The organism is Microvirga pakistanensis, assembly GCF_004458765.1.
In the GTDB taxonomy this organism is placed as follows: Bacteria; Pseudomonadota; Alphaproteobacteria; order Rhizobiales; family Beijerinckiaceae; genus Microvirga; species Microvirga pakistanensis.
The window spans coordinates 129455-155241 of the sequence record NZ_SPJX01000652.1 but is presented as its reverse complement, the minus strand read 5'-3'; the positions used below and the strand labels follow the sequence as shown (position 1 = coordinate 155241).

Sequence of the window (25787 nt, the reverse complement as noted above, 5' to 3'; positions counted from 1 at the left end):
GAAATTCACGCTGCCCTGCGCGCCTGCGCGATATGTCCGCGCAGCTCGTGAACGAGCGCGGAGAATTCCGGAGTATAGGTGATCTCGAGATCGCGCGGGCGCGGGAACGGCACCTCCCGCTCGGCCACGATGCGGCCCGGCCGGGCGCTCATGCAGAAGATGCGGTCCGCCAGGAAGGCCGCCTCGCGCAGGTCGTGCGTCACGAGGATGATCGTGACCTTCTGCGCCGCGTGAAGATCGCGCATCACGCACCACAATTCCTCGCGGGTGAAGCTGTCGAGCGCGCCGAAGGGCTCGTCCAGCATGAGGAGCTTCGGCTCGTGAATGAGCGCGCGGCAGAGGGAGGCGCGCTGCTGCATGCCGCCGGAGAGCTGCCACGGATATCGATGCCCCTGCCCCTTCAGGCCCACCTGCTCCAGCAGCGCCTCGGCCTTGGCGACATACTCGGCCTTGTTCCGGCGCAGCCGCGCACGATGCGGCTCGACGATTTCGAGCGGCAGCAGGATGTTGTCCAGGGTCGTGCGCCACGGCAGCATGGTCGGGTTCTGGAACGCCATTCCGGCGAGCTTCACCGGCGCGCCCACCTGCCTGCCGTCGACGATCACCGTTCCCTCGCGAGGAAACTGCAATCCCGTGGCGAGCTTCATGAGGGTGGACTTGCCGCAGCCGGAAGGGCCCACGATGGCGGCGAACTCGCCTTCGTTGATCCTGAGGGTCAGGTTCTTGACCGCCGGCACACCGTCCTCGGCGCGGGCATAGACATGGGTGACGTCGTGAAGGTCGACGAAGGGCTTCATGAAGGGAACCGCGTTCAGGCCATGGAGAAGGCCCGGTCGCAGCGCTGCGACCGGGCCCGAGGGGTCTCAGTTCACCTTCCGCTGATCGGCCGGGGGCAGGAACTCTTCCGTGAACACGCTCTCGACGGTCGGCTTTTCCTTGTAGGTGAAGGTCAGCCCGATCTGGTCGAGGGCCTTGGCGAAGCGGGCCTTGTCGATGCCACCGAAGCCGTTCTCCTTCACGAAAGGCGTGAGCATGTTCTGCTGCAGCACCATCTTCAGGCGTTCGAGCTCCACATCCTTCTTGGCGACGTCGTTGCGCTTGACCACCGAATCCACGGCGCTTTCCGGATCCTTCACCGTGTCCTGCACGCCCTTCATGATCGCGCGCAGCAGACCCTTCACCGCGTCGGGTTTCTCCTTGGCGAACTTTTCCGACACGATGATGGTGTTGCCGTAGAGGTCGACGCCGTAATCGCTCATGGGCAGAATCACGATGTCGTCCGCCGGAACGCCCCGGGATTTGAGGTTGATGTAGGACGACATGGCGAAGCCGAACACCGCATCGACCTCGCCTTGCGCCAGCATCGGCTCGCGAACGGGAAAGCCCACATTCTCGAATTTCATGCTGGAATCGTCGATATTGTTGACCGACTTGAAGATCGGCCATTGCGCGAAGGCGCCATCCGCCGCCGGAGCGCCGAACTTCTTGCCCTGAAGGCTCGCGACCTCCTTGGTGATGCCCCGGCTCTTGCGGCCGATGATCGCGAAGGGCGGGCGGTCATAGATCACCATGACGGCCTTGATGCCGGTGCCGGGGTTCTCGTCACGGAAGCGCACCAGCGAGTTCACGTCGCCGAAGCCCACATCGTAGGTGCCGGAGGCAACGCGCGAGATCGGCTCCCGGGAGCCTGCCGACGGATCGATCGTCACGTCCAGGCCCTCGGCCTTGAAGTAGCCCTTGTCGAGAGCCACGGCGAAGGGCGCTGCCGGCCCCTCCCAGCGCCAATCGAGGGAAAACCGCACCGGGGTTTGCGCCTGGGCTGCCGCGGTGCCGAGAAGCACTACGGCACCAGCCAAGAGCCCCCTGCCCCACCGCGCCATTTTCGAACGTCCGGACACCATCACCGTCACCTCTGTCGTTATGGCTCAGCTGTTTCGAAAGCCAGCCTGCCTCGTTGCTGGTCATGCAACCAGATCGACGGGCAGGGTCAAGCCCGTTGCCAGGGCAAAGCTGCCCTGAAGACCGCCACCTGACGAAAAATTGAGCATCCCGTCCTTTCTGCAAGCCTCTTGAAGCTTTTTGTCCCCTCCCCCATGTTGAACGGCATCGGTGACCGGGCCCCTCTGGCAGGCGCATGAAGCCCTGCGATGTCGGAGCCGATGCTTGACAACAGCAATCATAGGTCCGGTTTCATGCCAGAATTCCTCCTCATGGAATGGCTGGGAAAACCCGTCTGGATGTGGACGGCTTTCTTAGGCCTTATCGTACTTCTCCTCGCTTTCGACCTCGGCGTCCTGAACCGTAAGGACAAGGAGCTCGGCGTCGCCCAGAGCCTCTGGCTCTCGGCCTTCTACATCGCCATCGCGATGGCTTTCGGCGCCTATCTCTGGTGGTCCTACGAAAGCGGCCAGCTCGTGACCCAGGACGGGACCCATGCCGGCATTGCCTATTTCACCGGCTTCTTCATCGAGAAGTCCCTGTCCATCGACAATGTCTTCGTCATCTCGCTGATCTTCGGCTATTTCGCGATTCCGGCGAAGTATCAGTACCGCGCTCTGGTCTGGGGCATCATCGGTGTGATCGTTCTGCGCGGCATCATGATCGGCGTCGGTGCCGCCCTCGTGCAGGAATACGCCTGGGTTCTCTACATCTTCGGCGCCTTCCTGATCTTCACCGGGATCAAGATGCTCTTCGTGACGGAGGGTGATCCGGATTTCGGCAAAAATCCCGTTGTGCGCGCCGTTTCCCGTCATATGCGGGTCACGAACCGCCTTCACGAGCAGCGTTTCTTCGTGCGCCTGCCGCATCCCAAGACGGGCAGGGTCGTCACCTGGGCGACACCGCTTTTCCTTGCGCTTCTGGTGATCAATGTCGCCGACCTGATCTTCGCGATCGACTCGGTGCCTGCGATCTTCGCGATCACCACGGACACCTTCGTGGTCTACACGGCAAACATCATGGCGATCCTGGGCCTGCGCGCGCTCTACTTCGCGCTGGCCGCCATGGTGCACCGGTTCCATTACCTGAAATACGCCCTGGCTCTGGTGTTGGTCTTCATCGGCGGCAAGATCTTCTGGAACCAGATCATGGGCAAGGTGGACCCGACGATCTCGCTTGGCGTGACCATGAGCCTGATCGCGGGCGGCGTCGTCTACTCGCTCTGGAAAACCAAGCACGAGCAAGTCACGGCGGCAGAATAGACGAAAATGGGGCGCCGCATCGCCGGCGCCCTTTTCCAGGCACGCCGGATCCCTCGCCTCCCGGCCATTGTCGTTTCAAACCGGCAGCATGCCGTCGCTTTTGACCTCTTCCATCACCGCGTAGGTGCGGGTTTCCTTCACGCCGGGCAGCGCCAGCAGGATCTCGCCGAGGAAGTGGCGATAGGCCCCCATGTCGGCGACGCGGGTCTTCACCAAGTAGTCGAAGCCGCCCGCCACCATGTGACACTCGAGAACCTCGGGGGCGCGCTTGACGGCTTCCGCGAACTTTTCGAAGACGTCGGGCGTCGTCTTGTCGAGGGAAACCTCCACGAAGACCAGGAGCTCCAGACCCAGCCGGTGCGGGTCGAGCCTCGCTCCGAAGCCCGCGATATAGCCCTCCCGCTGCAGGCGTTTCACCCGGTCGCTGGTGGAGGTGGGCGAAAGGCCGATTTTCTCGGCCAGGTCCACCGTGGAAATCCGCCCATCCAGTTGCAGCAGCTTCAGGATCTTCCGATCGATCCGGTCGATATCCGTCATTTTCACGCTCGTGCATCACTTATGGCGCCAATCTTAAGGCCGAACTCGGAATATCACCATCGAAACACGGCGTCGGACCCCGTATATTGCCGGGAAATCTTCCGAGGCCCGACATGACCTACAATTCCAGCCCCGCCCTGACCTTCAACCCGCCCTTCGCCGAGGACGACAAGGCGATGGCCGCCCGTCTCCTGGCGAGCTCCCGCCTGTCGCCCGAGCGCGAGCGCCGCGTCGACGAGCGCGCCACCCGCCTGATCGAGGCCATCCGCGCCAAGGGCGGCGGCCTCGGCGGCGTGGAGGAGATGCTGCGGGAATACGCGCTCTCCACAAAGGAGGGCCTGGCTCTCATGGTGCTGGCCGAAGCCCTGCTGCGCGTGCCGGATGCCGCCACCGCCGACAGGCTCATCGAGGACAAGCTCGGTCAAGCCGATTTCGCCGGCCATGAGGCCAAGTCCGACGCCTTCCTGGTATCGGCCTCGGCCTGGGCGCTCGGGATCACGGCCCGGGTGATCCAGCCCGGCGAGACGCCGGAAAGCATCCTGGGCCAGCTCACGAAGCGCATCGGCCTTCCCGCCGTGCGCACCGCCACCCGGCAGGCCATGCGCGTCATGGGCAACCATTTCGTGCTCGGCCAGACCATCGAGGAGGCCTTGAAGCGCGCCACCTCCTCCAAGGGCCGGATCTATCGCTACTCCTTCGACATGCTGGGCGAAGGCGCCCGGACGGCAGCGGATGCACGCCGCTACTTCGAATCCTACGCCTCCGCCATCGATGCCATCGGCCGCTCGGCGGGCAACGAGCCTCTGCCGAACCGTCCGGGCATTTCCGTGAAGCTCTCGGCCCTGCATCCACGCTACGAGGCGACGAGCCGCGAGCGGGTCATGCGCGAGCTCGTGCCGCTCGTGATCGAGCTGGCGCAGAAGGCGAAATCCTACGATCTCAACTTCACGGTCGATGCGGAGGAGGCGGACCGCCTCGAGCTCTCGCTCGAGGTGATCGAGGCCGTGATCGCCGATCCGTCGCTCGCGGATTGGAAGGGCTTCGGCCTGGCCATTCAGGCTTATCAGAAGCGGGCAGGCTCGGTGATCGATGCGATCGCGGCCATGGCGGAGCGCTACAACCGTCAGATGATGGTGCGCCTCGTGAAGGGTGCCTACTGGGACACCGAGGTGAAGCGCGCGCAGGAGCGCGGCCTCGACGATTACCCGGTCTTCACCCGCAAGGCCATGACGGACCTGCACTACGTCGCCTGTGCCGAGAAGATGCTGGCGCTGCGTCCGCGCATCTATCCGCAATTCGCAACCCACAACGCGCTCACGGTCGCGTCGATCATCGAGCGCGCGGGCGGCACGGACGGGTACGAGTTCCAGCGCCTGCATGGCATGGGCGAGGCACTCTACGCGCGCCTTCTGGAAGACAATCCGGGACTGGCCTGCCGCGCCTACGCACCCGTCGGCGGTCACCGGGACCTCCTCGCCTATCTGGTCCGCCGCCTGCTCGAGAACGGCGCGAACTCCTCCTTCGTGTCGGTTGCGGCCGATCCCGGCGTTCCGGTCGAGGCCCTGCTCAAGCGCCCGGCCGACATCATCGGGTCCGCCGATCGGGCCCGCCATCCGAAGCTCCCGCTGCCGCGCGATCTCTATGGGTCCGAGCGCGCCAATTCGAAGGGCGTCGAGTTCGGCCACCGCGCTTCGCTCGACGCGCTCCTCGGCGAGATCAGGAAGGCCGCCCAGCAGACGTTCCGCGCCGATCCGCTGATCGACGGGAAAGCGGCTTCGGGCGAGACTCGCGCCGTCGTCAGCCCCGTCGATGGTGCGACCGTCGGTCATGTGACGGAAGCGACGCCCGAGATCGCCGACCGCGCCATGGCTTCGGCCCGCGCGGGCTTCGCTTCCTGGAGCCGGACCGATGCGGCGAGCCGGGCCAAGGCTCTGGAACGCGCCGCCGATCTCATGGAGGAGCGTCGTGGCGCCCTGCTGCACCTGCTGCAGACGGAAGCGGGCAAGACCCTCGACGATGCGCTCTCGGAGGTGCGGGAAGCTGTCGATTTCTGCCGCTACTACGCGGTGCAGGGCCGCACGCTCTTCGGCGCCGGAGAAGCGATGCCCGGCCCGACCGGCGAGAGCAACGTGCTGCGTCTTCGGGGACGCGGCGTGTTCGTGGCGATCTCGCCCTGGAACTTCCCGCTTGCGATCTTCCTGGGTCAGGTGAGTGCTGCCCTCATGGCGGGCAACGCGGTCGTTGCGAAGCCTGCGGAGCAGACGCCGCTGATCGCCGGCATGGCGGTGCGTATCCTGCACGAGGCCGGCGTGGCGAAGTCCGCCCTGCACCTCGTGCCCGGGGACGGGCGTGTGGGCGCCCGCCTCGTGGAACACAGGGATGTCGGTGGTGTCGTCTTCACAGGGTCCACGGAGGTGGCGCGCATCATCAACCGCACCCTGGCGAACAAGGATGCCGCCATCGTACCGCTGATCGCCGAGACCGGCGGCATCAACGCCATGATCGTGGACGCGACGGCGCTGCCCGAGCAGGTGGCCGACGACGTGGTGATGTCCGCCTTCCGGTCCGCCGGCCAGCGCTGCTCGGCCCTGCGCCTCCTCTGCGTGCAGGAGGATGTGGCCGACCGCATGATCGAAATGATCGCCGGCAACGCGCGCGAGCTGAAGCTCGGCGACCCGCGGGACGTCTCGGTGCATGTGGGGCCGGTCATCGACCGCGAGGCGAAGGACAAGCTCGACGCGCATATCGCGGACATGAAAGCGCAGGCGAGAGTGCATTATGCCGGTACGGCACCGGCCATGGGCACGTTCGTGGCGCCGCATATCTTCGAGCTCAACAAGCCGCACGATCTGGCGCAGGAAGTGTTCGGACCCGTGCTGCACGTGGCGCGCTATAAGGCCAATCGCCTCGAGGAGGTGATCCAGGCCGTCGAGGGAACGGGTTATGGCCTGACGCTGGGCGTTCACTCGCGGATCGACGCGACGGTCGACCGCATCGTCGAGGCTTTGTCGGTCGGCAACGTCTACGTGAACCGCAACATGATCGGCGCGGTGGTCGGCGTGCAGCCGTTCGGTGGTCATGGTCTCTCCGGGACCGGGCCGAAAGCCGGCGGGCCGCATTACCTCCTGCGCTTCGCGACCGAGCAGACCGTGACGATCAACACGGCGGCTGCCGGCGGCAACGCCAACCTGATCGCGATGGGTGAGTGAGAGCGCTGGCTCCCCTGGCGCCCACGACAGGTAAGGAATGTCGTCACCGGCCTCGTGCCGGTGACGACATTTCAAGTCCGGCTTTCTCCGAACTGATTTGGCGAGACGGCCTCATTCCTGGATAAAGGGAATGTGCCGCACCATCTCCCACGGCCCTCCGCGGTACCACCACAGGTCCAGGCCGAGCGCCGTCGCCTGGAACGGCGCAAAGCTCTCGGAAAGGTCCCTCAGTAGCGTCCGCGCCGTTTGAGGGTCGACGTTGTTCTGCACGGTCACGTGCGGCTGATGTTTTTGCCGGTCCTGCGGCGTCAGCCATGGGCTCCACTCCTGCGCGAGGCTCGCACGCAGGGCGGCGAGTTCAGCGGATTGCAGGACATAGGCGACGCCGCGGCCGAGAGACCGGAGATGGGTGGCATCCAGCCGGAAACGTGGCTGTGCGGAGCACGTTTTCGCGAGAAGGTCCTGGATGGTGTCGAGGCGGTCGCCCGGCAGATGATGAAAGAGGGTCAGATGCGCCGGGATGAAATTCCGGTCGGGCGGAAAGTAGCGCCTCCTCTGTGCGTCGAAGAACGAGAAGGAGTGCTCGTCCAGGGCGATGGTGAGGATCAGCGGCGCGGGCTTTGTCATGACATGAAAAACCCGGCTCGGGGCCGGGTGTTTCATGCATGCTTCTTCAAAAGCGCTTAGTAGTTCAGGGCCGCCTTGGCCTCGCGCAGCTGCGCGATCGCCGATTCGGCGGCGTGCTTGGCGGCCGGATCGTCCGTCGAATCCCAAATCATCTCCGCCTGGAGGATTTCCTTGTCGAGAACCTCCTGCGTCAACTCTTCCTCCGGAAGCGCGCGCTCGGCGAGGACGGTGAGCCCGTTCTGGTTGATGTCGGCGAAACCGCCGCGGACCAGCACCCGGCGGCCGTTGCCCGGATTGCTCGTCACGACCAGGAAGCCGGTCTTGAGAGTCGTCATCGTCGGCGCATGGCCGGCAAGAACCGTCATGTCGCCTTCGGTCGCAGGCAGGACGACCGCGTCGACGGCGCCTGAGAACAGCACGCGCTCGGGAGAGACGAGTTCGAAAGTGAAGGTGGCCATTTGAGCTTCTCGTCATCCGTCCGCTCAACGGGAGCGGTGCGGGATCGTTGGAGGCAGGCTGGAAAAGCAGGTCCCGGAGCGTGCGAGCACGCCCCGGGACGATCCTGGAGTTCGGTTAGGCAGCTTCAGCAGCGAGGCGCTGGGCCTTCTCGACCGCTTCCTCGATGGTGCCGACCATGTAGAAGGCGGCCTCGGGGAGGTGATCGTACTGGCCCTCGACCAGGCCCTTGAAGCCCTTGATCGTGTCTTCGAGGGCGACGAGCTTACCGGGCGAGCCGGTGAACACTTCCGCCACGTGGAAGGGCTGCGACAGGAAGCGCTCGATCTTGCGGGCGCGGGCGACGGTGAGCTTGTCTTCTTCGGAGAGCTCGTCCATGCCCAGGATCGCGATGATGTCCTGGAGCGCCTTGTAGCGCTGCAGCACCTGCTGGACCTGGCGGGCGACGTTGTAGTGCTCCTCACCGACGATCGCGGCGGAGAGCATGCGCGAGGTCGAGTCGAGCGGATCCACGGCCGGATAGATGCCCTTCTCGGCGATCGAACGCGACAGCACGGTCGTGGCGTCGAGGTGGGCGAAGGAGGTCGCCGGAGCAGGGTCGGTCAGGTCGTCGGCGGGAACGTAGATGGCCTGCACCGAGGTGATCGAGCCCTTGGTGGTGGTGGTGATGCGCTCCTGCAGGGCACCCATGTCCGTCGACAGGGTCGGCTGGTAGCCCACCGCCGAGGGAATACGGCCGAGAAGCGCCGACACCTCGGAGCCTGCCTGGGTGAAGCGGAAGATGTTGTCCACGAAGAACAGCACGTCCTGACCCTGGTCGCGGAAGTGCTCGGCGACGGTCAGGCCGGTGAGCGCGACGCGGGCGCGGGCGCCCGGGGGCTCGTTCATCTGGCCGTACACGAGAGCGCACTTGGAGCCGGCGGCCGAACCGTTGTTCTCGGCCGGGTTCACGTTCACGCGGGACTCGATCATCTCGTGATAGAGGTCGTTGCCCTCGCGGGTCCGCTCGCCCACGCCGGCGAACACGGAGTAGCCGCCGTGCGCCTTCGCGACGTTGTTGATGAGCTCCATGATCAGCACGGTCTTGCCGACGCCTGCGCCGCCGAAGAGGCCGATCTTACCGCCCTTTGCGTAGGGAGCGAGCAGGTCCACGACCTTGATGCCCGTGACGAGGATCTGGCCCTCGGTGGATTGCTCGGCATAGGACGGGGCCGGCTGGTGGATGGCGCGCTGGGCTTCGCCGGCGATGGGGCCGGCTTCGTCCACCGGCTCGCCGATGACGTTCATGATGCGGCCGAGCGTGGCGGCGCCGACGGGCACGGAGATCGGGGCGCCGGTGTCGAAGACTTCCTGGCCGCGCACCAGACCCTCGGAGGTGTCCATGGCGATGCAGCGCACGGTGTTCTCGCCGAGCTGCTGCGAAACTTCGAGCACCAGGCGGCTGCCCTGGTTCTGGGTCTCGAGAGCGTTGAGGATCTCGGGAAGATGGCCTTCGAACTGCACGTCGACGACGGCGCCGATGACCTGCGTGATGTGACCGACGTTCTTGCCGGCGGTAGCGGTGTTAGCCATGTGAGGCTCCTCTCGGATTCGTCAGAGCGCCTCGGCGCCCGAAATGATTTCGATCAGTTCCTTGGTGATCATCGCCTGACGCGACCGATTGTAGGTCATCGTCTGCTTCTTGATCATCTCGCCCGCGTTGCGGGTCGCATTGTCCATGGCGCTCATGCGGGCGCCCTGTTCGGACGCCGCGTTCTCCAAGAGCGCCCGGAAGATCTGGACGGTGAGATTGCGCGGCAGAAGCGTGGTCAGGATCTCGCCTTCGTCAGGCTCGTAGTCGTAGACCGCGTCCGATGCCGTCCCGGCGGCTTCGATCTGGGCGGGGATGATCTGCTGCGCCGTCGGAATCTGGGCGATCACCGAGCGGAAGCGCGAGTAGAACAGGGTCGCCACGTCGAATTCGCCGGCCTCGAAGCGCGCGAGCACCTTCTGGGCGATCATGTCGCCCTGCTCGAAGCCGATCTGGCGAACGGAGCGCAGGTCGATGAACTCGATGATCTGCTCGGCGAACTGGCGACGAAGGATGTCGTAGCCCTTCTTGCCCACGCAGATGATCTTGACCGTCTTGCCCTCGGCCAGGAGCCGGTTGGCGTGGTCTCGGGCGAGACGGGCGATCGAGGAGTTGAACGCGCCGCACAGGCCGCGCTCGGCCGTGCAGACGATCAGGAGATGCACCCGGTCGGAGCCCGTGCCGGCGAGCAGACGCGGCGTCTCGGGCCCGACGATGATGCCGGACGCGAGATTGCCGAGCACCACGGCCATGCGCTCCGCGTAGGGACGCGCGGCCTCCGCCGCGGTCTGCGCGCGGCGCAGCTTCGCGGCGGCCACCATCTGCATGGCCTTGGTGATCTTCTGCGTCGCCTTGACCGAGGCGATGCGGTTACGAAGGTCTTTCAAGCTCGGCATCGAGCGGCCCTACCCTCTCCGGAGTTCCGGCTGGATCTTAGGAAAACGACTTGGCGAAGGTCTGGACGACGTCCTTGAGCTTCGCCTCGGAGTCGCTCGAGAGGTCCTTCGAGGTGCGGATCGCCTCGAGGATATCGGCGTGCCTGCTGCGCAGAGTGCTGAGCAGGCCGTCCTCGAAAGCGCGCACGCGGTTGAGCGGCAGGTTGTCGAGGTAACCGTTCACGCCGGCGTAGATCACGGCGACCTGCTCTTCCATCTTCAGCGGCGAGAACTGCGGCTGCTTCAGGAGTTCGGTCAGGCGCGAGCCGCGATTCAGCAGGCGCTGCGTGGTGGCGTCGAGGTCGGAGCCGAACTGGGCGAAGGCCGCCATTTCGCGGTACTGCGCCAGCTCGCCCTTGATCTTGCCCGCAACCTTCTTCATCGCCTTCGTCTGGGCCGAGGAGCCCACGCGCGACACGGAGAGGCCGACGTTCACCGCCGGGCGGATGCCCTGGTAGAACAGATCCGTCTCAAGGAAGATCTGGCCGTCGGTGATGGAGATCACGTTGGTCGGGATGTAGGCCGAGACGTCGTTGGCCTGGGTCTCGATGACCGGCAGAGCGGTGAGCGAGCCGGCGCCGTTGGCGTCGTTGAGCTTCGCGGCGCGCTCCAGCAGGCGGGAGTGCAGGTAGAACACGTCGCCCGGATAGGCCTCGCGGCCCGGAGGACGGCGGAGCAGGAGCGACATCTGACGGTAGGCGACGGCCTGCTTCGACAGGTCGTCGTACACGATCACGGCGTGCATGCCGTTGTCGCGGAAGAACTCGCCCATGGCGCAGCCGGCGAAGGGAGCCAGGAACTGCATCGGAGCCGGGTCGGAAGCGGTCGCGGCGACGACGATGGAGTATTCCAGAGCGCCGTTGTCCTCGAGAGCCTTCACGAACTGAGCGACCGTGGAGCGCTTCTGGCCGACGGCCACGTACACGCAGTACAGCTTCTGCGACTCGTCGTTGCCCTGGTTCAGCGGCTTCTGGTTCAGGATCGTGTCGAGGGCGATCGCGGTCTTGCCGGTCTGACGATCGCCGATGATCAGCTCGCGCTGGCCGCGGCCGACCGGAATGAGGGCGTCGATCGCCTTCAGGCCCGTCGCCATGGGTTCGTGCACGGACTTGCGCGGAATGATGCCCGGAGCCTTCACGTCGACGCGGCGACGCTCGGTGGATTGGATCGGGCCCTTGCCGTCGATGGGGTTGCCCAGCGCGTCGACGACGCGGCCGAGGAGGCCCTTGCCGACCGGCACGTCCACGATGGCGCCCGTGCGCTTCACGGTCTGGCCTTCGGCGATCTCACGGTCGGAACCGAAGATCACGACGCCGACGTTGTCGGTTTCGAGGTTGAGGGCCATGCCGCGCACGCCGCTCTCGAATTCGACCATCTCGCCGGCCTGAACCTTGTCGAGGCCGTAGCAACGGGCGATACCGTCACCGACGGACAGGACCTGACCGACTTCGGTGACTTCAGCTTCGGTACCGAAGTTCTTGATCTGCTCTTTGAGGATCGCGGAGATCTCAGCGGCTCGAATGTCCATCAGCGGACCTCTTTCATCGCAAGACGAATGGAATTGAGTTTGGTGCGCACCGAAGCGTCCACCATGCGGGAGCCCATCTTCACGATGATTCCGCCGATGAGGCTCGGGTCGATTTTGACGTCGACAGCGACGTCAGCCTTAGCGACGTCGCGCAGCGCCGCCTTGATTTCGTTGAGAACGGTGTCCGACGGAGCCTCCGCCAGGGTCACCTGAGCCCGGACGATGCCCTTCGCGTCGGACACGAGATCCTGATAGGCGCGGATCATGTCCGGAAGGGCGAAGAGGCGGCGCTTGGAGGCCACGAGGCGGATGAAATTGCCGGAAAGGCCCGAAAGGCCGAGCTTTCCGAGAAGGGCATCCATCGCACGGGTCTGCTCTTCCGCCGTGAAAATGGGGTTGCGGATCAGGCGCTGCAAGTCTTCGCTGCCCCGGATCAGCTGCTCGAAGCGTGCGAGATCGCCGGCCACGGCGTCCACCGCATTCGCTTCCCGAGCGAGGTCGAACAGCGCCGATGCATAGCGCAACGCTACGCCCGACAGGAGGGGTCCTTCATGCGAACCGCTTTGCGCCACGTAATCGTCTCTCTCAAGTTACGGGTTTCAGACCGGCGAGCCTTCAAACAAGCTGTCGGGAAACCCGTCGGGTCGATGGAAGTGAGCCTTAAGGGGACCGTTCTCCGCCCGCAGGCGGGGGTGCACTAGCATGGGTTTTCCCGGGACGCAAGGCGAGCTGAGCCAGGGCGTGCTCGTAAAAATGCGGTGAACCCGCCCTGCGCTCAAGACTCAGAGCTCCAGAACCGCGACCTCGCAATTGCCGAGATATTGGCCCGTGAGCCGGCTGAAGAAGGTGCCGTGCCCTACGACGGCGATCATCTGCTCCGGCCGGTCCTGGAGCCACCGCCGGAACTGCTCGACCCGCCCCTCGAAGATGTGGCTGGGCTCGTAGACGAATCCGCGCGGGTCCGGCTCGCCCTCGTTATGCCACCACACCTCGTCGAGGTGATCGAAGCTCAGATGCGGGAACTCCTGCATCAGAAGGGATGGAGCCCGTCCGACGTCGCAGCTGCTCTCCAGGTGCTCCCGGTGAAGGCATTCCACATGGATCGGGGGCGCCGCCGGATGATCGCCGAACAGCCCGAGGGTGGTCTGGATCGCCCGGGTCAGAGGCGTGGTGATGACGAGCTCGTAAGGGTGTGAGCGCAGCTCCCGGGCCCGCTCCTGCACCTGTCTGAGGCCAAGCTCGGTCAGGGGGGCATCGAAATGGAGCGGGTCTTCGCCGGTCTCGGCGAAATGGGCATTGAAGGTGGACTGGCCGTGGCGGATGCAGTGAACGATCTTGGGCATGGTGTCCTTTCGGTAGACCATCAGGCCTAAAAGGGAAATCCACTTTCGAAGGCAATCTGATGCCGGCTGTCGGCAGCGCATCGCATGTTCCATCGCGAAGCGCGGCGCGGGCGGAAAGTCCGCTCCGGACGGCACGAGCGAGGTATTTCGTCCCAGATGCCCCTTTGCGCCCTTGAGAAGCGCGGGCGGGCTCCCACCCTTAACACTTGGTTAACCCGGGAGGCTCCGATGCGCCTGTTCGCCGCCCTCACCCTGCTCGCCTTGGGGTTGTTCTGGAGTATCCCATTTCTCGGCCCCTTGGCCCCGGAGATCGAGAGGACCATGCGCTCCAGAATCGCGCCCGTGGTTCGCGGCGGCGAGCCCGTCCTCGTGCTCGCGCCGACGAACATCCGGGTCCCGCCCGGTGCCGCCGTCACCGCCAACCTCATAGAAAGCTCTGAGGATCCACGTCGATAGCGACGCGCGTATTGCCCCTGACCTTCGGGCAGCGGGCCAGCCAGGAGCGCAGATAGCCCTGAAGATCGACCTCGCGCTCGGTCTTCACCAGAAGCCTGTAGCGGTAGCGCCCCCGGATGAGGGCGAGGGGCGCCTCGGCGGGTCCGAGCACCATGACCCCCGGAGGCGGCTCTGTCACCATCGCCATGGCCCGGGCATGGGCCTCGGCTGCCTCCCTCTCCTCGGCCGATACGATCAGCGAGGCGAGTCGGCCGAAGGGGGGCAATCCCGCCATTTCGCGGACCCGGGTCTCCTCCTCGTAGAACCGCTCCGCATCGCCGGACACCAGGGCGGCGATGACCGGATGATCCGGCTGCCAGGTCTGGACGAGGGCCCTGCCCGGCTTCTCGCCGCGTCCGGCGCGGCCCGTGACCTGCTGCAGCATCTGAAAGGTGCGCTCGGCGGCCCGCGGGTCGCCGGAGGTGAGACCGATATCGGCATCCAGGACCCCCACGAGGGTCATGAGCGGGAAGTTGTGCCCCTTGGCCACGAGCTGCGTGCCGATGACGATGTCGACCTGGCCCGCCGCGATCGCGGCCAATTCCGTGCGCAGCCGCTCGGTGCCGCCGGGAAAATCGCTGGAGAGCACGATGGAGCGCTTGTCGGGAAAGAGCTCCGCCACCTCCTCGGCGATCCGCTCCACGCCAGGGCCGCAGGGCACCAGCGAATCGATGCTGCCGCATTCCACGCAGGCCTGCGGCGTGCGCTCCACATGGCCGCAATGGTGGCACACCAGGGAGCGCCGGAAGCGGTGCTCCACGAGCCAGGCGGAACAGTTCGGACATTCGTAGCGGTGGGCGCAGGCGCGGCAGAGGGTGAGCGGCGCGTAGCCGCGCCGGTTCAGGAAGAGCAGCGCCTGCTCGCCACGGCCGATGGTGTCCTCGACGGAAGCGACGAGGGTGGGCGAAAGCCAGCGTCCCTTCGGGATCTGCTCGCGCCGGAGATCCACGGCGCGGATCTGCGGCATCGAGCGTCCGCCGAATCGCTCCGGCAGCTTCACGTGCCGGTATCGCCCCCGCTCCACGTTGACGCGGCTCTCGATGGAGGGCGTGGCCGAGGCCAGCACCACCGTGGCGTTCTCGATCTTTCCGCGCACCACCGCCATGTCGCGGGCATGGTAATGCACGCCGTCGTCCTGCTTGTAGGCGGTCTCGTGCTCCTCGTCGACGATGATGAGCGAGAGATCGGCATAGGGCAGGAACAGGGCCGAGCGGGCGCCTGCCACCACCTTCACCTCGCCGGAGGCGATGGCCGCGTAGAGCCGCTCGCGCTTGCGCCCCGTCACCCCTGAATGCCAGGTGGCGGGCTTCACCCCGAAGCGCGCGGCGAACCGGTCGAGGAACTGCGCCGTGAGGGCGATCTCCGGCATGAGGATGAGAGCCTGCCGGCCCTGGCGCACCGCCTCCGCCACCGCCTCGAAATAGACCTCGGTCTTGCCGGACCCCGTAACGCCCTCGAGCAGGATCACCGGCGGCTGCTCCTCGCGCAGGGCGCCGACGATGCTGCCCGCCGCGTCGCGCTGGCCGTCGGACAGCTCGGTGTCGCCGAAATCGGGATTCGGCAGTCCGGCCACCGGCTCCTGGAGCAGGGCCAGCGTTTCGATCACGCCCTCGTCGATCAGCCCGTCGATGACGCTGTTGCTGACGCCGGCCGCATGCGCGAGCTCGCTCTTCAGGCGCACGATTCCGTCCTGCGCGGCCTCGATCACCTTCTGGCGCGCGGGCGTCATGCGTTTGGGCCGGTTCGCCGTGAGCCTGACGCCTACGCGTACGACCTCCGTCCGGTCCGGATCGGGGAATTTCAGGCTCATGGCCAGGGCCGAGCCCTTGGGAGCGAGCGTATACCAGGACACCCAGTCGATGAACTTGCGCATCTTGGGCGACAGGTTCGGTCCTTCGAGGACACCCGTCACCTTCTTGAAATTGGCGCCCTGCCCGTCCCGCAGGCCCCAGACGACCCCCGCCACCTCGCGGGTGGCGAGGGGCACCTGCACCACGTCGCCCTCCTCGAGCGCGAGACCATCCGGCACGGCATAGGAATAGGCCGTGTCCAGCGCCAGCGGGATGAGGACATCGGCGATACGGCTTGTCATTCGAACGGAGTTAACCTGTGGCTGCTAACGTTGTCTGCCTTGCATATAGCGGCGCCATGTCAAAGAGCGAAATGTCCAGCAGCGATGCCAAGAACGCCCTCGATCTCGTCCTGCCCGGCGCGGAGGACACGCGCCGGGAGGTGCTGGCGTGGCTCCAGGGGCTCGCGAAGGAGCGCAGGCTCTCGCCCAAGACCGTGGAGGCCTATGCCCGGGACCTGCGGCAGTTTCTGGCCTTTCTCACGGAGCATCTCGGCGAGCCGCCGAGCATCAGAGCCGTTCTGGACCTAAAGCCCCTCGACATCCGCGCCTTTCTGGCAGCGCGCCGCATGAAGGCGGTGGGAAGCCGGTCTCTCATGCGCCAGCTCTCGGCCCTTCGCTCCTTCGCCCGTTACCTGGAGCGGGAGGGGCACGGCACGGCCTCGGCCTTTGCGGCGATCCGCAGCCCCAAGGCGGACAAGAACCTGCCGCGTCCCCTCTCCGCCTCGTCCGCGGTAGCCGTGACGGACAAGGAGGCCCGCGCGTCCGAGGATCGCAAACCGTGGATCCTGGCGCGGGACGCCGCCGTGCTCTCGCTGCTCTATGGTGCGGGCCTGCGCATTTCCGAGGCGCTCGGCCTTCAGCGCCGCGACGCGCCGGTCGGCGGCGTCGATGCGATCACCGTGACCGGCAAGGGCGGCAAGGTACGCAGCGTTCCCGTGCTTCCGGCGATCCAGCGGGCGGTGGAGGAGTACCTGCACCTGTGTCCCTACGTGATCGCGCCGGAGGACCCGCTCTTCGTGGGTGTGCGCGGAGGACCGCTCTCGCCTCGCATCATTCAGCTCGCGGTGGAGGAACTGCGCGGCGCGCTCGGCCTGCCCGACAGCGCCACGCCGCATGCCCTGCGGCATTCCTTCGCGACGCATCTTCTGGCCCGGGGCGGAGACCTGCGCGGCATCCAGGAACTGCTCGGTCACGCATCGCTCTCGACCACGCAGCTCTACACGAAGGTGGACGCGACACGGTTGATGGATGCGTTCAATGCGGCCCATCCGCGGGCGCGGGTGAAGTAAGGGTCCGCGTCATTGTTGGAATCGTGGTCCAAAGACGTGGGTGGCCGGGACAAGCCCGGCCAGGACGGAGAAAATCGCTCTACTCCGCGGCCACGACAGCCTGCGACAGGAGCTGACGCGCGGCGGGGCCGATGTCGCCCTTGGTCCAGTGCGGGCGGCAGACGGAGACGTAGCGGCTTTCCCCGCCGATCTCGATGACGGGGCCGGACCGCACGGGCTCTCCGTTGGGGTCGAACTTCAGGATCATCGTGGCCTTGCGGCCGCAATGACAGAGCTGCTTGATTTCCTGGAAATCGTCGGCGAGAGCCATCATGGCCGCGATCGCGTCGCTGAACAGGGTGCCGTAGACGTTGTTCTTGAGCCCATAGGCCATGACCGGAATTCCGAGCTCGTCGACGATCCAGGCGAGCTGGCGGACCTGATCCGCCGTCATGAACTGAACTTCGTCGATGAGAACGACGGTCACCTTTTTCCGGGCGTGTTCGGCCGCCACGATGTCGCCGATGGGATCGTCCTTCCTCAGGACCGTCGCGTCGGCTTCGAGGCCGATGCGGGACCTGACCTTGCCGACGCCGAACCGATCGTCGACGGGGCTGGAGAACAGCAGCACGTGGCCGCCGTTCTCGATGTAGTTGTGACGAACCTGCAGGAGATGCGTGGTCTTTCCTGCGTTCATCACCGAGTAGAGGAAGTGGAGCTTTGCCATGAATCCATATTACATATGGATCGCGCGCTTCTCCACCGCGAGTGCGGCTTCCTTCACAGCTTCTGCAAGGGTCGGGTGAGCATGGCAGGTGCGCGCCATGTCCTCCGACGAGGCACCGAACTCCATGGCGATGGCCGCCTCGTGGATGAGGTTGCCGGCCTCGGGGCCGATGATGTGCACGCCGAGGACCTTGTCGGTGGAGGCGTCCGCCAGGATCTTCACGAAGCCGTCCGTGGTGCGGTTCACCTTCGCGCGGCCGTTGGCCGTGAAGGGGAACTTGCCGGCGTTGTAGGCGACGCCCGCGCTCTTGAGCTCCTCTTCGGTCTTGCCGACGGATGCGACCTCCGGGAACGTGTAGACCACGCTCGGGATCACGTCGTAGTTCACGTGGCCCGCCTTGCCGGCGAGGATCTCGGCCACCGCGACGCCTTCGTCCTCGGCCTTGTGCGCCAGCATCGGACCGGCGATCACGTCGCCGATGGCGTAGATGCCGGTGATGTTGGTGGCGAAGTGCTCGTCGGTGAGGACGCGGCCGCGATTGTCGAGCTGAACGCCCACATGGTCCAGCCCGAGGCCCTGCGTGTAGGGCACGCGGCCGATCGCCACGAGCACCACGTCCGCCTCGATGGTCTGCGCGGCGCCGCCGGAGGCGGGCTCGTAGGTGAGTGTCGCGCCCTTGCCGGTCTTCTCGACGCCGGTGACCTTCGCGCCGAGCTTGAACTCGAAGCCCTGCTTGGACAGGATGCGCTGGAAGTTCTTGGCGACCTCGGCATCCATGCCGGGCAGGATGCGGTCGAGATATTCCACGACGGTGACTTCGGCGCCGAGACGGCGCCACACGGAGCCGAGCTCGAGGCCGATCACGCCGGCGCCGATGACGACGAGGCGCTTGGGCACGCTCTCGAGTTCGAGAGCGCCGGTGGAGGACACCACGACCTTCTCGTCGATCTCGATGCCGGGCAGGCGCGTCACGTCCGAGCCCGTGGCGATGAGGATGTTCCTGGTCTGCAGGACCTGGTTGGAGCCGTCCTCGGACGTCACTTCGACCTGGCCGACGGCGGCAATCCGCGCCGTGCCCTGGAAGGCGTCGATCTTGTTCTTCTTCAGCAGGAACTCGACGCCCTTGGTGTTGCCGTCGACGCCCTCCTGCTTGAAGGACTGCATCTTCTTGAGATCGAGCGTCGGCGCGCTGACGCCGATGCCGAGATCCGCGAAGTGCTTGGCATCCTCGAACATGTGCGACGCATGGAGCAGCGCCTTCGAGGGAATGCAGCCCACGTTGAGGCAGGTGCCGCCGTGGGTCTTGCGCTTCTCGACGACGGCGGTCTTGAGGCCGAGCTGCGCGGCCCGGATGGCGGCCACATAGCCGCCCGGGCCGGTGCCGATGACGATGAGATCGTAGGACATGGGAGCATCCCCTTAAACGTCATGGCCGGGCTTGTCCCGGCCATCCACGTCGTGGGACGACCGCCCGGCTTTGAAAGGCGAGGATGCCCGGCACGAGGCCGGGCACGACGAGGTGTCGAGATCAGAGATCCAGGACGAGGCGGGCCGGATCTTCCAGGGCCTCCTTGATCCGCACCAGGAAGGTCACGGCCTCTTTGCCGTCGACGATGCGGTGATCGTAGGAGAGCGCGAGATACATCATCGGGCGCACGACCACTTGGCCGTTGCGGACCACCGGACGCTCCTCGATGCGGTGCATGCCGAGAATGCCGGATTGCGGAGCGTTGAGGATCGGCGTCGACATGAGAGAGCCGTAGATGCCGCCGTTGGTGATGGTGAAGGTGCCGCCCTGCATCTCGTCGATGCCGAGCTTGCCGTCGCGGGCGCGGCGGCCGAAATCGGCGATCTTCTTCTCGATCCCGGCGACCGACAGATCGTCCGCGTCACGCACCACCGGAACCACGAGGCCCTTCTCGGTGCCGACGGCGATGCCGATGTGGTAGTAGTTCTTGTAGACGATGTCCTGGCCGTCGATCTCGGCGTTGACCGCCGGAACGTCCTTCAGGGCCTGGATCACGGCTTTGGTGAAGAAGCCCATGAAGCCGAGCTTCGTGCCGTGCTTCTTCTCGAACACGTCCTTGTACTGGCTGCGCAGGTTCATGACCGCGCTCATGTCCACGTCGTTGAACGTGGTGAGCATGGCGGCGGTGTTCTGCGCGTCCTTGAGGCGGCGCGCGATGGTCTGACGCAGCTTCGTCATCTTCACGCGCTCTTCGCGCTCGGCATCGACCGGAGCGGAAGGGGCACGCACGGCGACCGGAGCAGCCGGCGCGGGAGCCGAAGCACCGCCTGTCGCGATGGCGGCAAGCATGTCGCCTTTCGTGACGCGGCCGTCCTTGCCGGAGCCGGGAACGTTCGCCGGGCTCACGCCGCTCTCGGCCGCAAGGCGAGCGACCGCGGGACCGTGGTCCTTGGCGGCGCCTGCTGGGGCCGCAGCAGGAGCCGGCGCCGGAGCGGGAGCCGGGGCGGCTTTGGGCGCCTCGGCCTTGGGGGCAGCCGCGGGAGCGGCAGCCGCGCCGCCCTCGACGATCGAGCCGAGCACCGCGCCCGGCGAGACCGTCTCGCCGTCCTTCGCGACGATCTCCCCGAGAGTCCCGCTCGCGGGTGCGTTGACCTCGAGGGTTACCTTGTCGGTTTCGAGCTCAAGGACAGGCTCGTCGGCCTTCACGGGGTCGCCGGGCTGCTTGAACCAGCGGCCGATGGTGGCCTCTGAAACGGATTCGCCGAGAGTGGGTACGCGGATTTCGGTTGCCATGATCGTTCTAGTCTTTGTCTGAGCTTTCGAAAGCTCGGGGAAGGGATGAGAGCCTTCGCGGGTCTTACGCCGCGAAAGCCTCGTCGAGGAATGCCTGCAGCTGGCCGAGATGCTTGGACATCAGACCGGTGGCGGTCGCAGCGGAAGCGGGGCGGCCCACATAGCGCGGGCGGTCCACCTTGGAACCTGCCGTCTTGAGCACCCATTCGAGATAGGGCTCGACGAAGTTCCAGGAGCCCATGTTCTTGGGCTCTTCCTGGCACCACACCACATCGGCCTTCTTGAAGCGGGAGAGCTCGGCGGCCAGGGACTTCGCCGGGAACGGGTAGAGCTGCTCGACGCGCAGCAGATAGACGTCGTCCAGCCCACGCTTCTCGCGCTCCTCGAGCAGGTCGTAATAGACCTTGCCGGTGCAGATCACCACGCGCCGGATCTTGTCGTCCTTCACCAGCTTGATGCCCTCGCGACCCGCTTGGGCATCGTCCCGCAGAACGCGGTGGAAGGAGGTTCCCTCCGAGATCGCCGCGAGGGCCGAGGTGCAGCGCTTGTGGCGCAGCAGGCTCTTCGGCGTCATGAGGATCAGCGGCTTGCGGAAGTCGCGCTTCAGCTGACGGCGCAGGATGTGGAAGTAGTTGGCCGGTGTCGAGCAATAGGCCACCTGCATGTTGTCCTCGGCGCACATCTGGAGAAAGCGCTCCAGGCGTGCGGAGGAATGCTCGGGACCCTGACCCTCGTAGCCGTGCGGCAGCAGGCACACGAGACCCGACATGCGCAGCCACTTGCGCTCGCCCGAGGAGACGAACTGGTCGAACACCACCTGGGCTCCGTTGGCGAAGTCGCCGAACTGCGCCTCCCAAAGGGTCAGCGCGTTGGGCTCCGAGAGGGTGTAGCCATATTCGAAGCCCAGCACCGCCTCTTCCGAGAGCATCGAGTTGATGACCTCATAGCGGGCTTGGGTTTCCGAGATGTGGTTGAGCGGCGTGTAGCGCTCCTCGTTCTCCTGGTCCGTGAGAACCGAGTGGCGCTGAGAGAAGGTGCCGCGCTCCACATCCTGGCCGGACAGGCGCACGCGATGGCCTTCGAGCAGGAGCGAACCGAAGGCAAGCGCCTCGGCCATGGCCCAGTCGAGCCCCTCGCCGGTTTCCAGCATCTTCTTGCGGTTGTCGAGGAAACGCTGGATCGTGCGGTGGACGTGGAAGCCCTGGGGCAATGTGGTCAGCGCGCTGCCGATCTGCTGCAGCGTCTCGGCGGGCAGGCCCGTCTGTCCGCGGCGGGGATCGTCCTGATCCTCGCGCACGGCCTTGAGGCCGGACCAGCGGCCGTCGAGCCAGTCGGCCTTGTTGGGCTTGTAATTGGCCGCGATGTCGAACTCGGCGTCGAGCTTGGAGCGCCAGGAATTCTTCATCTCCTCGATCTCGGCCTCGGTGACGACACCCTCGGCGACGAGCTTCTTGGAGTAGATCTCGGTGATCGACGGATGCGACCGGATCTTGCGGTACATGAGCGGCTGGGTGAACGACGGCTCGTCGCCCTCGTTGTGGCCGAACCGGCGATAGCAGAACATGTCGATGACGACGGGCTTCTGGAACCGCTGGCGGTACTCGGTCGCGACCTTCGCGGCGAAGACCACGGCCTCGGGATCATCGCCGTTCACGTGGAAGATCGGCGCCTCGACCATCTTCGCCACGTCCGACGGATAGGGCGAGGAGCGCGAGAAGCGCGGATCGGTGGTGAAGCCGATCTGATTGTTGATGATGAAGGAAATCCAGCCGCCGGTGCGGTGGCCGCGCAGGCCCGAAAGCCCGAAGCATTCCGCCACCACGCCCTGGCCCGCGAAGGCCGCGTCGCCGTGAATCAGGAGCGGCATGACGGCGGTGCGGTTGTCGGGCGTGCAGCCGTGCTGATCCTGCTTGGCGCGCACCTTGCCGAGCACCACGGGATTGACGATCTCCAGATGCGAAGGGTTCGCCGTGAGCGACAGGTGGACGTTGTTGCCGTCGAAAATCCGGTCGGAGGACGCGCCGAGGTGGTACTTCACGTCGCCCGAGCCCTCCACGTCGTCGGGGGCGAAGGATCCGCCCTTGAACTCGTGGAACAGCGCGCGGTGCGGCTTGCCCATCACCTGGGTGAGCACGTTCAGGCGGCCGCGATGGGCCATGCCAAGCACGATCTCCTTCACGCCGAGATTGCCGCCGCGCTTGATGATCTGCTCGAGGGCCGGGATGAGCGACTCGCCGCCGTCCAGGCCGAAGCGCTTGGTGCCGGTGTAGCGGACATCCAGGAATTTCTCGAAGCCTTCCGCCTCGACGAGCTTGTTGAGGATGGCGCGCTTGCCTTCCTTCGTAAAGGTGATCTCCTTGTCGGGCCCTTCGATGCGCTCCTGGATCCAGGCCTTCTCGACCGGGTCGGAGATGTGCATGAACTCGACGCCCACCGTCTGGCAGTAGGTGCGGTCGAGGATCGCGACGATCTCGCGGATCGTCCCGAATTCGAGGCCGAGCACGTTGTCGAGGAAGATCTTGCGGTCCCAGTCGGCTTCCGTGAAGCCGTAATGGGACGGATGCAGCTCCTCGTCGCTCGGACGCGGATTGATGCCCAGAGGATCGAGCTGCGCGTGCAGATGCCCGCGCACGCGGTAGGCGCGGATCAGCATGATGGCGCGCACGGAATCGCGGGTTGCCTGCTGCACGTCCGCCTGGCTGATCTCGGCGCCCTTGTCTTTCGCCTTGGCCTTGATCTTGTCGCCGACGGCCTTCTCGACCTGCGCCCAGTTGCCGTCGAGCGCGGAGATCAGCTCGCCGTTGGCGTGGATCGGCCAGTTCGGCTTTTCCCAGGAAGGACCGTTGGCCGCCGTCTCGACAGCCTGCCTGTCATCCTTCAACGCGCCGAAGAACGCCTGCCATTCGGCGTCGACCGACGACGGGTCCTTCTCGTAGCGGGCGTGAAGCTCCTCGATATAGGACGCATTGGCGCCATAGAGGAAAGCGGTGTTCAGGAAGTTTTCGTTGGCGTCTTGGCGTGCCATGGCGATTGCCTATCCAAAAGAAGTTGGGCCGCTCCGTAACCGGAGCGGCCTTTATTGTTGGTTACTTGCCCTTCAGAACCTCGACCAGGGTCTTGCCGAGGCGGGCCGGCGACGGGGACACGCGGATGCCCGCGGCCTCCATGGCGGCGATCTTGTCTTCCGCACCGCCCTTGCCGCCGGAGATGATCGCGCCGGCATGGCCCATGCGGCGTCCGGGAGGAGCCGTGCGGCCGGCGATGAAGCCGACCATCGGCTTCTTGCGGCCCTTCTTGGCTTCGCGGGCGATGAACTCGGCTGCTTCCTCCTCGGCCGATCCGCCGATCTCGCCGATCATGACGATCGATTCGGTCTTAGGATCGGAGAGGAACATGTCGAGCATCTCGATGAACTCGGTGCCCTTCACCGGGTCGCCGCCGATGCCGACGGCGGTGGTCTGGCCGAGGCCTTCGTTGGTGGTCTGGAACACGGCCTCGTAGGTGAGCGTGCCGGAGCGCGACACGATGCCGACCGAGCCGGGCTTGAAGATGTTGGCCGGCATGATGCCGATCTTCGACTCGCCCGCCGTGACGATGCCGGGGCAGTTCGGGCCGATGAGGCGCGACTTGGAGCCTTCGAGCGAACGCTTCACGCGCACCATGTCGAGCACCGGGATGCCTTCCGTGATGCAGACGATGAGCGGGATCTCGGCCTGGATCGCCTCGCAGATGGCGTCCGCCGCGCCCGGCGGCGGAACGTAGACGACGGACGCGTCGGCGCCGGTCGCCTCGCGCGCTTCCATGACCGTGTCGAACACGGGCAGGCCGAGATGCGTCGAGCCGCCTTTGCCCGGCGAGGTTCCGCCGACCATCTTGGTGCCGTAGGCGATGGCCTGCTCGGAATGGAAGGTCCCGTTCTTGCCGGTGAAGCCCTGGCAGATGACCTTGGTGTTCTTGTCGATGAGAATGGACATCAGCTCGAAACCTTACTTTCCGCCGCGCACGGCGTTCACGATCTTCTGGGCGGCGTCGTCGAGGTCGTCCGCCGGAATCACGTTGAGGCCGGATTGGCGGATGATCTGCTTGCCCTCTTCCACGTTCGTGCCCTCGAGGCGCACCACCAGCGGAACCTGAAGGCCGACGGTCTTCACCGCCGCGATCACGCCGCGGGCGATGACGTCGCACTTCATGATGCCGCCGAAGATATTGACCAGGATGCCCTTCACGTTCGGGTCGGCGGTGATGATCTTGAACGCCGCCGTTACCTTCTCCTCGGACGCGCCGCCGCCGACATCGAGGAAGTTCGCCGGCTCTTCGCCGTAGAGCTTGATGATGTCGAGCGTCGCCATGGCGAGGCCCGCGCCGTTGACCATGCAGCCGATGGTGCCGTCGAGGGCGATATAGGCGAGGTCGAACTTGGAGGCCTCGATTTCCTTCTCGTCCTCTTCCGTCAGGTCGCGCAGCTCCATGACCTCGGGATGCCGGTAGAGCGCGTTCGAGTCGAACGAGATCTTGGCGTCCAGGCACTTGAGGTGCTGGTCCTTCGTGACGATGAGCGGGTTGATCTCCAGCATGCTCATGTCCTTGGCCATGAAGGCCTTGTAGAGCTTGGAGGTGACGTCTTCCGCTTCCTTGGCGAGCGGTCCCTTCAGGCCAAGCGCCTTGGCGACCGCGCGGCCGTGATGGGGCATGATGCCGGTGGCCGGATCGACCGAGAAGGTGAGGATCTTCTCAGGGGTGTCGTGGGCGACCTGCTCGATGTCCATGCCGCCTTCGGTGGAGACTACGAAGGCCACGCGGCCGGTCTCGCGGTCGACGAGCATCGAGAGGTAGAACTCCTTCTCGATGTCGGAGCCGTCCTCGATATACAGACGATTGACCTGCTTGCCGGCCTCGCCGGTCTGGATGGTCACGAGGGTCTTGCCGAGCATCTGCTGGGCAAACTGCTTCACCTCGTCGACGGACTTGGCGAGACGCACGCCGCCCTTCTCGCCGGCGTCGGCCTCCTTGAACTTGCCCTTGCCGCGGCCGCCCGCATGGATCTGGGACTTCACGACCCAAAGGGGTCCGCCGAGTTTGTTGGCGGCGGCCTCCGCCTCGTCGGCGGAGAAGATGGCGACGCCATTGGAGACGGGCAGGCCGAACTCCTTCAGGATGGCTTTGCCCTGGTATTCATGGATATTCATCTGTTTTCCTCTCCGTCATGCCCGGGCTCGGCCCTGGCATCCACGCCTGGGGGCGTGGCGGTTTAAGACGTGGATGGCCGGCCCGAAGCCGGC

The 25787-nt window shown here is 65.6% G+C and carries 21 protein-coding genes; 4 read left to right on the top strand and 17 right to left on the bottom strand.

Features of this window, described 5'->3' with window-relative positions:
* Positions 1-5: 5 nt before the first annotated feature.
* Together E4K09_RS25485 and E4K09_RS25480 are read right to left on the bottom strand one after the other, a co-directional pair.
* Positions 6-797 carry an ABC transporter ATP-binding protein gene (locus E4K09_RS25485; protein WP_166802519.1) on the bottom strand — a complete coding sequence of 264 codons (792 nt, stop codon included), beginning with the start codon at positions 795-797 and terminating at the stop codon, positions 6-8.
* Between the two features lie 66 nt (positions 798-863).
* Positions 864-1856 (bottom strand): ABC transporter substrate-binding protein, encoded by a 993-nt coding sequence (locus tag E4K09_RS25480; RefSeq protein WP_244610682.1) that lies wholly within the window; start codon positions 1854-1856, stop codon positions 864-866.
* A gap of 336 nt (positions 1857-2192) precedes the next feature.
* Here E4K09_RS25480 and E4K09_RS25475 point away from each other — a divergent pair, with 336 nt between their 5' ends.
* On the top strand, positions 2193-3200 hold the full coding sequence (locus E4K09_RS25475; RefSeq protein ID WP_134500433.1) for a TerC family protein: 1008 nt from the start codon (positions 2193-2195) through the stop codon (positions 3198-3200).
* A gap of 75 nt (positions 3201-3275) precedes the next feature.
* On the opposite strand, the gene E4K09_RS25470 is transcribed toward E4K09_RS25475, so the two are convergent.
* Positions 3276-3737 (bottom strand): Lrp/AsnC ligand binding domain-containing protein, encoded by a 462-nt coding sequence (locus tag E4K09_RS25470; RefSeq protein ID WP_134500432.1) that lies wholly within the window; start codon positions 3735-3737, stop codon positions 3276-3278.
* A 113-nt stretch (positions 3738-3850) separates the two neighbouring features.
* Between E4K09_RS25470 and putA the strand changes: the two genes are divergently transcribed.
* Positions 3851-6946, top strand: a complete 3096-nt coding sequence (putA, locus tag E4K09_RS25465) for a bifunctional proline dehydrogenase/L-glutamate gamma-semialdehyde dehydrogenase PutA (RefSeq protein ID WP_134500431.1) — start codon at positions 3851-3853, stop codon at positions 6944-6946.
* A 111-nt stretch (positions 6947-7057) separates the two neighbouring features.
* Here the strand turns inward: putA and E4K09_RS25460 are convergent, their stop codons facing one another.
* From E4K09_RS25460 to E4K09_RS25430, 7 genes are all read right to left on the bottom strand, one after another.
* The gene (locus E4K09_RS25460; RefSeq protein ID WP_244610681.1) at positions 7058-7609 is read right to left on the bottom strand and encodes a 2'-5' RNA ligase family protein; all 552 of its coding nucleotides are present in this window, start codon (positions 7607-7609) and stop codon (positions 7058-7060) included.
* Positions 7610-7629: 20 nt separating this feature from the next.
* The gene (locus E4K09_RS25455) at positions 7630-8031 is read right to left on the bottom strand and encodes a F0F1 ATP synthase subunit epsilon (RefSeq protein ID WP_134500430.1); all 402 of its coding nucleotides are present in this window, start codon (positions 8029-8031) and stop codon (positions 7630-7632) included.
* A gap of 115 nt (positions 8032-8146) precedes the next feature.
* Positions 8147-9601 (bottom strand): F0F1 ATP synthase subunit beta, encoded by a 1455-nt coding sequence (gene atpD / locus E4K09_RS25450; RefSeq protein WP_134500429.1) that lies wholly within the window; start codon positions 9599-9601, stop codon positions 8147-8149.
* Positions 9602-9622: 21 nt separating this feature from the next.
* Positions 9623-10495 (bottom strand): F0F1 ATP synthase subunit gamma, encoded by an 873-nt coding sequence (locus E4K09_RS25445; protein WP_134500428.1) that lies wholly within the window; start codon positions 10493-10495, stop codon positions 9623-9625.
* A gap of 37 nt (positions 10496-10532) precedes the next feature.
* Positions 10533-12062 carry a F0F1 ATP synthase subunit alpha gene (gene atpA / locus E4K09_RS25440; protein WP_134500427.1) on the bottom strand — a complete coding sequence of 510 codons (1530 nt, stop codon included), beginning with the start codon at positions 12060-12062 and terminating at the stop codon, positions 10533-10535.
* A complete protein-coding gene (locus E4K09_RS25435) occupies positions 12062-12634 on the bottom strand; it encodes a F0F1 ATP synthase subunit delta (RefSeq protein WP_134500426.1) in 573 nt (190 codons plus the stop codon). Before E4K09_RS25435 ends, atpA begins: the two co-directional genes overlap by 1 nt.
* Positions 12635-12844: 210 nt before the next feature.
* Positions 12845-13405, bottom strand: coding sequence for a histidine phosphatase family protein (locus E4K09_RS25430; protein ID WP_134500425.1), 561 nt, complete (start codon positions 13403-13405; stop codon positions 12845-12847).
* Between the two features lie 228 nt (positions 13406-13633).
* Between E4K09_RS25430 and E4K09_RS25425 the strand changes: the two genes are divergently transcribed.
* Complete coding sequence (locus E4K09_RS25425; RefSeq protein WP_134500424.1) at positions 13634-13861, top strand: hypothetical protein; 228 nt, start codon at positions 13634-13636, stop codon at positions 13859-13861.
* Here the strand turns inward: E4K09_RS25425 and E4K09_RS25420 are convergent.
* Positions 13830-15992: a primosomal protein N' gene (locus E4K09_RS25420; RefSeq protein ID WP_134500423.1), complete on the bottom strand. Its 2163-nt coding sequence runs from the start codon at positions 15990-15992 to the stop codon at positions 13830-13832. The two genes, E4K09_RS25425 and E4K09_RS25420, sit on opposite strands and share 32 nt — an antisense overlap.
* Before the next feature lie 71 nt (positions 15993-16063).
* Here E4K09_RS25420 and E4K09_RS25415 point away from each other — a divergent pair, with 71 nt between their 5' ends.
* Positions 16064-17041 (top strand): tyrosine recombinase XerC, encoded by a 978-nt coding sequence (locus E4K09_RS25415; RefSeq protein ID WP_134500422.1) that lies wholly within the window; start codon positions 16064-16066, stop codon positions 17039-17041.
* A gap of 79 nt (positions 17042-17120) precedes the next feature.
* On the opposite strand, the gene E4K09_RS25410 is transcribed toward E4K09_RS25415, so the two are convergent.
* The 6 genes from E4K09_RS25410 to sucC all read right to left on the bottom strand — a co-directional run bounded on the left by E4K09_RS25410 (position 17121) and on the right by sucC (position 25694).
* The gene (locus tag E4K09_RS25410) at positions 17121-17747 is read right to left on the bottom strand and encodes a thymidine kinase (protein WP_134500421.1); all 627 of its coding nucleotides are present in this window, start codon (positions 17745-17747) and stop codon (positions 17121-17123) included.
* A 9-nt stretch (positions 17748-17756) separates the two neighbouring features.
* Positions 17757-19154: a dihydrolipoyl dehydrogenase gene (lpdA, locus tag E4K09_RS25405; RefSeq protein WP_134500420.1), complete on the bottom strand. Its 1398-nt coding sequence runs from the start codon at positions 19152-19154 to the stop codon at positions 17757-17759.
* 121 nt (positions 19155-19275) lie between these two features.
* On the bottom strand, positions 19276-20508 hold the full coding sequence (odhB, locus tag E4K09_RS25400) for a 2-oxoglutarate dehydrogenase complex dihydrolipoyllysine-residue succinyltransferase (RefSeq protein ID WP_134500419.1): 1233 nt from the start codon (positions 20506-20508) through the stop codon (positions 19276-19278).
* A gap of 64 nt (positions 20509-20572) precedes the next feature.
* Positions 20573-23533 (bottom strand): 2-oxoglutarate dehydrogenase E1 component, encoded by a 2961-nt coding sequence (locus E4K09_RS25395; protein WP_134500418.1) that lies wholly within the window; start codon positions 23531-23533, stop codon positions 20573-20575.
* Between the two features lie 61 nt (positions 23534-23594).
* Positions 23595-24482 carry a succinate--CoA ligase subunit alpha gene (gene sucD / locus E4K09_RS25390; RefSeq protein WP_134500417.1) on the bottom strand — a complete coding sequence of 296 codons (888 nt, stop codon included), beginning with the start codon at positions 24480-24482 and terminating at the stop codon, positions 23595-23597.
* Between the two features lie 12 nt (positions 24483-24494).
* Complete coding sequence (gene sucC, locus E4K09_RS25385) at positions 24495-25694, bottom strand: ADP-forming succinate--CoA ligase subunit beta (protein ID WP_134500416.1); 1200 nt, start codon at positions 25692-25694, stop codon at positions 24495-24497.
* Positions 25695-25787: the final 93 nt, after the last annotated feature.